This window comes from Pseudomonas sp. PS01303 (assembly GCF_029959385.1).
Taxonomy (GTDB): domain Bacteria; phylum Pseudomonadota; class Gammaproteobacteria; order Pseudomonadales; family Pseudomonadaceae; genus Aquipseudomonas; species Aquipseudomonas rustica.
The window spans coordinates 1-8,573 of record NZ_JASCPK010000194.1; the positions used below are offsets into that span (position 1 = coordinate 1).

The following is an 8,573-nucleotide window of genomic DNA, read 5'->3' on the forward strand; positions in this document are numbered from 1 at the left end:
GCGATCTTTAGATTCTGATTGATAAAATCCAGATCAAAAGATCGCAGCGTGCCGCAGCTCCTACAGGGATATCGCAACCAGGGGTTTATTTGATGTTTGATCTACGTCTGGCTATCGCCCTCATCCGGATCATCAGTGTCCGGCTCGTCAGTGGTCGAGTCGTCATCGTCGGCGGCCCCGCCCTGCCCCTGATCGCCCGGCTCGGACTCGGACTTGGCGAGCATCAAGCCGCTGTGCCCCACCTGCCCGTTGAAGGCCTGAGAATCATGATCCTCGCACTCGGCCCAAGCCGTCGCGGTGCCGAGGGACAGCATCACCATCACTTTCAATAGCAATAAAACGCGTAGCAATCTGCTCTTCATAGCCGACTCCATCCTTTTCCAAGTGAGACATACGTGCCTGACTGGCGCTGTGTGAAATCTAGTTCCGATCAGCCGTGTTCACCAGATAGGACGCTAAGGGAGCGGTGAAAATGCCGGTAGATAAAAGACCGGTTTTGAATAGCCTCAATAGCGATATCAGCTAAACCGTACTATTTGCGGTTCTCGCTGCTTGCAGATACGCAGCGGTCTCCTGTGAGGGGTCGGTGGTGAAGCCTTTGAACCAGCCTGAGCCTGTCAACGAAAGGCAATCCCCATCATCGACGTCTTTTTTTGTGACGAACTCAAATTCAATGATCACTATTTCCATGGCCAGATCAATCAACACAATCTCGAGTGTGCCGCCGGGCTGTGTCGTCCAGGTCTTACCAAACTGATCGTTGAAATAGGCTTCGGTGTCTGTATCGAGATTGATGGGGTGAATCCCCACAACCATATATTTCTTGGGAATATTGAAATGCAGACGTTTGTAAAAACCTCCATCAACCTCGCCCCCCCCCCAGCCAAAAACCGGGCTGAGAGGGAGAGTATAAGAATTGCAAATCCAAGGCTTCAAAAAAACGTTGCCCGTCAATGTCCGCGGACAGGTGCCCCTCAGTAACAATCGATTATTGACTGTTCATAAGAAACCCTTTCTCTTAAGCTCAGCGACGGCGCCGTTTACTTACACCACGTTGTTATAACGGCTCCACATAAAACGAGGCAACATTAGACCAATCTGACACTCCATCAGGAGTAGTCTGCTTAGCTTTCAAATTAAACAAGCCGAAAGGTAAAGCTACGGTGAACCTTGTGTCCCAGAGACCGTTTTCCTGCACCAATGCAGAGTCAGAGAGTATTCCCCCGGTGTCCGCATTGTAAAAATAAACTTTTGCACCTGGTATTCCCTCTCCGGCCACAGGTGGTTTGTTCAAGACATGAGCTCCGGACTTTGGAGTAATAATAACTGGAGCCACTTCAATATTTTCTGCTACTACTTTAAGTGTTACCGGCTCCGCCCAATCGGACTCCAGCCCATGAATCTTCTGAATAGCCGTGAGGCTAAAATCCCCGTAAAAGAACGGCACACTTGGAATAGTTTCCCATCGCCCATCGGAATTGGTTGTTGCAGTTGCAAACAGTACGGTTCCAGAGTTTGCCTGATACAGTTCGACTTTAGTTCCGGGATATGCAGTGCCTGCCACCACTGGCTTGCTCGTTACAACAGTACCCGCAGTAGGTCTGTTAATGACCGGCTTACCCAAAACATGGAAGGGGACGGGATCAGCCCACTCGGATTCCAGATCGTTAATTTTTTGAATAACGGTAAGGTTAAAATCTCCATCAAAGAACGGTGTACTGGGGATGACTTCCCATTGCCCAGTGGAATTGGTGATTGCCGTTCCAAACAGTACAGTTCCAGAGTTTGCTTGATACAGTTCGATCTTAGCTCCAGGGTATGCAGTACCTGCCACCACTGGCTTGCCAGTTACAAAATCTCCCGCAGTAGGCCTGGTAATGACTGGCTTACCCAACACATGAAAATTGACGGGATCCGCCCATTCGGATTCCACACCGTTAATCTTTTGAATAACGGTCAAATTGAAATCACCAAAAAAGAGAGGCTTGTCGGGAATGACTTCCCAGTACCCAGCAGAGTTGACTCGAGCCGAACCAAAAAGCACCGTGCCAGAGTTGGCTTGATACAACTCGATGATTGCGTCTGGGATACCTCGACCTGCAACAACCGGGTGGCTGGACACAACAGCACCCGTTGCGGGCACGCTTATTGTCGGTTTCGACATGACAATGAAAGTTACAGGTGTCGCCCAATCATAGACAGCTCGATCAAATGTCTGGTTAGCTGTCAGGCTGAAGTGTCCGGAAAAAAAAGCTATCGACGGAGTGATAACCCAATGGCCGTTCGAATCCGCTATGGCGGTTCCAAAAATCCGGTCACCAACGTTTGCTTGATACAAATTTACTGTCGCCCCCGGATAAGCAGTTCCAGACACTGAGGTATTTTCTGTCACGACAGAACCAGCAGCCGGATACATAATTACTGGCCGTTCATCAACCATTAATTTATCGCCAGACCATGCCCATTTGCTCCATATCCCCAACATCCTGTAATCAACCTTAAAATAAAACATTGTTCCCGTCGGAATCAGCGACTTCGGAAGCCTGTAACTGAACGTATCCCACGACGGCCCCTCAAATAGATGTATTTTTTTATCTTTTATCCATACCTCAACCGACCATCTGTCAATAAGACTAGCCGAAAAGAAATTTGCTGAAATTCGAGCACCCGGCAGGACACCCATAATTGAAGGCGGAGGAGAAGTAATTGTCGGAGGGGCATACTGTACCTCGTCCTCTTTTTTTGGAATCAGTTCATCTACCATGATGTGTCCCTCCAGTTTTAAACCATAACGTAGTTGTTAAAAATATATTAATGGGCAACCCAACGCCTTCGAACCTGTAAAAACTGACAGTCCCGACAGACGGTCAACATCAACGTTACGTTCAGTTGAGCAACGAACGGCAGCAACTCATGTTTCTTAAAGGCAAAAAAAACCCCGCAGCTTTCGCAACGGGGTTTTTAGCTACAGCCTTCAGCGCCTAGTGATGCTCACGCGTCGCACGGAATTTCACATCCGGCCAGCGCTCTTCCATCAACGCCAGGTTAACCCGTGTCGGCGCGAGGTAGGTCAAATGACCGCCTCCATCAACCGCCAGGTTCTCCACAGCCTTGATGGAAAACTCCTCAAGCTTCTTCTTGTCGCTGCACTCAATCCAGCGCGCGGAATACACAGTGATCGGCTCATACGAGCACTCAACCTTGTATTCCTCCTTCAAACGGCTGGCGACCACATCAAACTGCAGCACACCCACGGCGCCAAGAATGATGTCGTTGCTGCGCTCCGGGAAGAACACCTGCGTTGCACCCTCTTCGGCCAACTGCTGCAGACCCTGACGCAACTGCTTGGACTTCAGCGGATCACGCAGACGCACACGACGGAACAGCTCCGGCGCAAAGTGCGGAATGCCGGTGAACCCGAGAACTTCACCTTCGCTGAAGGTGTCGCCGATCTGGATGGTGCCGTGGTTGTGCAGGCCGATGATGTCGCCCGCAAAAGCCTCTTCCAGTTGCTCACGCTCGGAAGAGAAGAACGTCAGGGCGTCGCCGATGCGCACGTCCTTGCCGGTGCGCACGTGGCGCATCTTCATGCCTTTCTCGTACTTGCCGGAGCAGATACGCATGAACGCGATACGGTCGCGGTGCTTCGGGTCCATGTTCGCCTGGATCTTGAAGATGAAGCCGGAGAACTTCTCTTCGACCGGCTCAACGGTACGTTCGTTGGCGACACGGGCCAATGGACGCGGGGCCCAATCGACAACGGCGTCGAGTACGTGGTCAACACCGAAGTTGCCCAAAGCCGTACCGAAGAACACCGGGGTCAGTTGACCGTCGAGGAATTCCTGCTGGTTGAATTCGTGGCAGGCGCCCTGAACCAGCTCAAGTTGATCGATGAAACGGTCGTACTCGTCGCCCAGGTGCGCGCGGGCTTCGTCGGAGTCGAGTTTCTCGATGATCTTGGTTTCGGTGCGCTCGTGACCGTGGCCGGCGGTGTAGACAATGATGTAGTCATCGGCCAGGTGGTACACGCCTTTGAAGTCGCGGTAGCAACCGATCGGCCAGGTGATCGGCGCGGCTTTGATCTTCAGAACGGCTTCGATTTCGTCGAGCAGTTCGATCGGGTCGCGGATGTCACGGTCGAGTTTGTTGATGAAGCTGACGATCGGCGTGTCACGCAGACGGCAGACGTCCATCAGCGCAATGGTACGCGGCTCAACACCTTTACCGCCGTCGAGCACCATCAGCGCCGAGTCGACCGCCGTCAGGGTGCGATAAGTATCTTCAGAGAAGTCTTCGTGGCCCGGGGTGTCGAGCAGGTTGATCATGTGTTCGCGATACGGGAACTGCATGACCGACGTGGTAATGGAAATACCCCGCTGCTTCTCCATCTCCATCCAGTCGGATGTCGCATGGCGATCGGATTTACGGGATTTCACCGTACCGGCCACTGCAATCGCCTTGCCCATCAACAGGAGCTTTTCGGTGATCGTGGTTTTACCGGCATCGGGGTGGGAAATAATGGCGAAAGTGCGGCGTTTCGCGACTTCGGCGGCCTGGTTGGTCATGGGAAATCGCCTGGCGGTGATTCAAAAAAGGGCGGCGAGTATAGCTTAAAAAGTAACCGCCGAACCACCGTCCCTCGGGCCCGCAAAACCCTGTAGGAGCTGCCGCAGGCTGCGATCTTTTGCTCTGTTGCGCTAGAACAAAGTCAAAAGATCGCAGCCTTCGGCAGCTCCTACAGGTGGCCAGATGGCATCTTATGTGGGAACCTTTCAGCGCTCGGAGACGTCCATCCCCTGTTACGAATTTTCGTCAGGGGCTGAAAAATCAGCAAGTTAGCCTGACGAGGCTGCGCTCATGGCTCGCTTTCAGACCGCTTTTCCGGTGCTGAAGGAGCTGCTTCTCGCGAACGTTTATTCCCGGCAGCCATGTATGGCATGCCACACGGGAGAGCGTTTGCCGACTACAAAAAAAGGAGTCCGCCTGTGGCTATCCGCTATGGCAAAGGGCTGATTGGAGGTGCGGTGGTGATCGCGCTCCTGGCCCTGCTGGTCCACTGGATCGGCATCAACACGATCGAACACTACCGCGACGATTTGTTGTTTTACCTGCAAGCTCATCTGATTCTCGTCCTCGCTTCAATGCTGGCCGCCCTTGTCGTGGGCATCCCCGCCGGCATCTTCCTCAGTCGCCCGACCATGGTCGGACGCGCCGAACGCTTCATGCAAATCTTCAATATCGGTAACACCGTGCCGCCGCTGGCCGTACTCGCGATTGCCCTGGGCGTCCTCGGCATCGGCAGTGGCCCGGCGATCTTCGCTTTATTCCTCGCCTCCTTGTTGCCGATTGTGCGCAACACCTACGAAGGCCTTAAAAACGTTCAGGGATCGCTTAAAGAAGCGGCCGTCGGCATCGGCATGACGCCGCGCCAGGTGCTGTGGAAAGTCGAATTGCCCAACGCCGTGCCGATCATTGTCGGCGGTGTGCGTGTGGCCCTGGCGATCAACGTCGGCACCGCGCCGCTGGCATTCCTGATCGGCGCCAACAGCCTTGGCAGCCTGATCTTCCCCGGCATCGCCCTGAACAATCAGCCGCAACTGGTACTCGGCGCTGCGTGCACCGCACTGCTCGCGTTGCTGCTCGATGGCGTCGTCACGCTTGCCAGCCGTCTCTGGCTGGAACGCGGTTTGCGCACGTCTTAAGGCTTTTGCGAAGGAATACCTATGAAACGATTTAGCTTGATTCTAAGCCTGATGCTGAGCAGCGCCCTGCTGTTCGCCGGCATCGCGCAAGCCGCTGACAAACCGGTGATTCGCCTCGGCGCCCGGGTCTTCACCGAACAGACCCTGCTCGCGGAAATCACCGCGCAATACCTGCGCAGCAAAGGCTACGACGCGCAGATCACTGGCGGTCTGGGCAGCAACCTCGCCCGCAGCGCTCACGAAAGCGGGCAACTGGACTTGCTCTGGGAGTACACCGGCGTGTCGCTGGTGGCTTACAACCATGTCACCGAGAAACTCGACAGCGCTCAGTCCTACGCCCGGGTGAAAGAACTCGACGCCAAAAAAGGCCTGATCTGGCTGACGCCGTCGAAATTCAGCAACACCTACGCCCTCGCGCTGCCGAAAAAAGTGGCTGAGGAATATCCGCAGATCACCAACATCAGTCAGTTGAACGAGGTGCTGCGCGCTGAAGCCAAGACCAATCACCTGGTGGCGCTGGACACCGAGTTCGCCAACCGCTCCGACGGCCTGATCGGCATGGTCGACCTCTACGGCATGAACCTGACCCGCAAGAACATCCGCCAAATGGATGCCGGGCTGGTTTACACGGCGTTGCGCAACGGTCAGGTGTTCGCCGGTCTGGTCTACACCACCGACGGTCGTCTCAGCGCCTTTGGCCTGAAGCTGTTGGAAGACGACAAACACTACTTCCCCGATTACACCGCTGCGCCCGTGGTGCGCCAGGCAACACTGGACGCCAACCCGAAACTGGCCGAGCAACTCAAGCCGCTGGCCGAACTGTTCGACGACGAAACCATGCGCCAGCTCAATGCGCGGGTCGATGTCGATCATGAAAGCCCATCGTCCGTTGCCGCCGATTTCCTGCGCCAACATCCGCTGAATTAAAGGAGGAAAAGTCATGGAATTCTTCAACGCCTTTTCCCATCTCGACTGGCAACAGGTGATGCACCTGACCTGGCAGCACATCACCCTGGTCGGCATCGCTGTAACGTTGGCGATTGTCGTCGGCGTGCCGCTGGGCATTTTGATGACGCGCTTCCCGAGTCTCGCCGGCCCGCTACAGGCCAGCGCCACCGTGCTGCTGACCGTGCCGTCGATTGCGCTGTTCGGTTTGCTGCTGCCGTTCTACTCGAAGTTCGGTCAGGGCCTCGGCCCGATGCCGGCGATCACCGCCGTGTTCCTCTATTCACTGCTGCCAATCATGCGCAACACCTACCTCGCCCTCACCGGCGTCGAACCCGGCATACGTGAAGCCGCACGCGGCATCGGCATGACCTTCGGCCAGCGCCTGCGCATGGTCGAACTGCCAATCGCGGTGCCGGTCATCCTCGCCGGCGTGCGCACCGCCGTGGTGATGAACATCGGCGTAATGACCATTGCCGCGACCATCGGCGCCGGCGGTCTCGGTGTGTTGATCCTCGCGTCCATCAGCCGCAGTGACATGTCGATGCTGATCGTCGGCGCGCTGCTGGTCAGTCTTCTGGCCATTTTCGCTGACCTGTTTCTCCAATGGCTGCAACGCTCGTTGACTCCAAAAGGACTCCTCAAATGATCGAACTTCAAAACCTCAGCAAAACTTTCCAAAGCAACGGCAAAGATGTCAAAGCCGTGGACTCGGTGAGCCTGACCGTCAATGAAGGCGAGATCTGTGTGTTCCTCGGGCCATCGGGTTGCGGCAAAAGCACCACGCTGAAAATGATCAACCGCCTGATCAAACCGACCTCGGGCAAGATCCTCATCAACGGCGAAGACACCACCGACCTCGACGAAGTAACTCTGCGTCGCAACATCGGCTACGTGATCCAGCAGATCGGTCTGTTCCCGAACATGACCATCGAAGAGAACATCGTCGTCGTGCCGAAACTGCTCGGCTGGGACAAACAGAAATGCCACGACCGCGCCCGCGAGTTGATGAGCATGATCAAGCTTGAGCCCAAGCAGTATCTGCATCGCTACCCGCGTGAACTGTCCGGTGGTCAGCAACAGCGCATCGGCGTGATCCGTGCACTGGCCGCCGATGCGCCGCTGCTGCTGATGGACGAACCGTTCGGTGCGGTCGACCCGATCAACCGCGAGATGATCCAGAACGAATTCTTCGAGATGCAGCGCGCGCTGAACAAGACTGTGATCATGGTCAGCCACGACATCGACGAAGCGATCAAACTCGGCGACAAGATCGCGATTTTCCGCGCCGGCAAACTGCTGCAGATCGATCACCCGGACACGCTGCTCGCGCACCCGGCGGACGACTTTGTCAGCAACTTTGTGGGTCAGGACAGTACGCTCAAACGTCTGCTGTTGGTCAAAGCGGAAGATGCGGCGGACAACGCGCCATCGGTGAGCCCGGAAACGCCAGTGGCCGATGCGCTGGAATTGATGGATGAACATGACCGTCGTTATGTCGTCGTCACTTGTGCTGATAACAAGGCACTGGGCTATGTGCGTCGTCGTGATCTGCACCGTCAGACTGGCACTTGTGCGCAATTCCTGCGTGAGTTCAACGCCACCGCCGCGTACGACGAGCATCTGCGCATTCTGTTGTCGCGCATGTACGAGTTCAACCGTTCGTGGTTGCCGGTGATGGACGCCGAGCGGGTGTTCCTCGGTGAGGTGACGCAGGAGTCGATTGCCGAGTATCTGAGCTCCGGCAAATCCCGCGGAGGCAAGACCAGCATCGTCTCGCCAGCTGAGGCCGTAGTCGCCTGATTTTCGGGCAAGAAACACAAATCCATGTAGGAGTGAGCCTGCTCGCGATTGGCAATCTCAGTCGATGAAGATGTCGACTGAAATAAAGTCATCGCGAGCAGGCTCACTCCTACAGGATCGGGG

8 protein-coding genes are annotated in these 8,573 nt (G+C 55.3%); 4 read left to right on the top strand and 4 right to left on the bottom strand.

Translation table 11 applies throughout. The features are described 5' to 3' along the window. Nucleotides 1–101: 101 nt before the first annotated feature. The 4 genes from QMX93_RS28215 to QMX93_RS28230 all read right to left on the bottom strand — a co-directional run bounded on the left by QMX93_RS28215 (nucleotide 102) and on the right by QMX93_RS28230 (nucleotide 4,565). Nucleotides 102–362 (bottom strand): hypothetical protein, encoded by a 261-nt coding sequence (locus tag QMX93_RS28215; RefSeq protein WP_159815350.1) that lies wholly within the window; start codon nucleotides 360–362, stop codon nucleotides 102–104. 160 nt (nucleotides 363–522) lie between these two features. Next, nucleotides 523–936, bottom strand: a complete 414-nt coding sequence (locus tag QMX93_RS28220; RefSeq protein WP_282358804.1) for a hypothetical protein — start codon at nucleotides 934–936, stop codon at nucleotides 523–525. Nucleotides 937–1,057: 121 nt separating this feature from the next. Continuing rightward, on the bottom strand, nucleotides 1,058–2,764 hold the full coding sequence (locus QMX93_RS28225; RefSeq protein ID WP_282358805.1) for a hypothetical protein: 1,707 nt from the start codon (nucleotides 2,762–2,764) through the stop codon (nucleotides 1,058–1,060). A gap of 217 nt (nucleotides 2,765–2,981) precedes the next feature. After that, complete coding sequence (locus QMX93_RS28230) at nucleotides 2,982–4,565, bottom strand: peptide chain release factor 3 (protein WP_282358807.1); 1,584 nt, start codon at nucleotides 4,563–4,565, stop codon at nucleotides 2,982–2,984. A gap of 420 nt (nucleotides 4,566–4,985) precedes the next feature. Between QMX93_RS28230 and QMX93_RS28235 the strand changes: the two genes are divergently transcribed. From QMX93_RS28235 to QMX93_RS28250, 4 genes are read left to right on the top strand one after another with little or no spacing between them, the layout of a single operon-like run. Further along, nucleotides 4,986–5,702: an ABC transporter permease gene (locus tag QMX93_RS28235; protein ID WP_053117060.1), complete on the top strand. Its 717-nt coding sequence runs from the start codon at nucleotides 4,986–4,988 to the stop codon at nucleotides 5,700–5,702. Nucleotides 5,703–5,723: 21 nt separating this feature from the next. After that, on the top strand, nucleotides 5,724–6,629 hold the full coding sequence (locus tag QMX93_RS28240; RefSeq protein ID WP_053117059.1) for a glycine betaine ABC transporter substrate-binding protein: 906 nt from the start codon (nucleotides 5,724–5,726) through the stop codon (nucleotides 6,627–6,629). A gap of 13 nt (nucleotides 6,630–6,642) precedes the next feature. Continuing rightward, on the top strand, nucleotides 6,643–7,296 hold the full coding sequence (locus QMX93_RS28245; RefSeq protein WP_053117058.1) for an ABC transporter permease: 654 nt from the start codon (nucleotides 6,643–6,645) through the stop codon (nucleotides 7,294–7,296). Then, on the top strand, nucleotides 7,293–8,450 hold the full coding sequence (locus QMX93_RS28250) for an ABC transporter ATP-binding protein (protein ID WP_053117057.1): 1,158 nt from the start codon (nucleotides 7,293–7,295) through the stop codon (nucleotides 8,448–8,450). Before QMX93_RS28245 ends, QMX93_RS28250 begins: the two co-directional genes overlap by 4 nt. Nucleotides 8,451–8,573 lie beyond the last annotated feature (123 nt).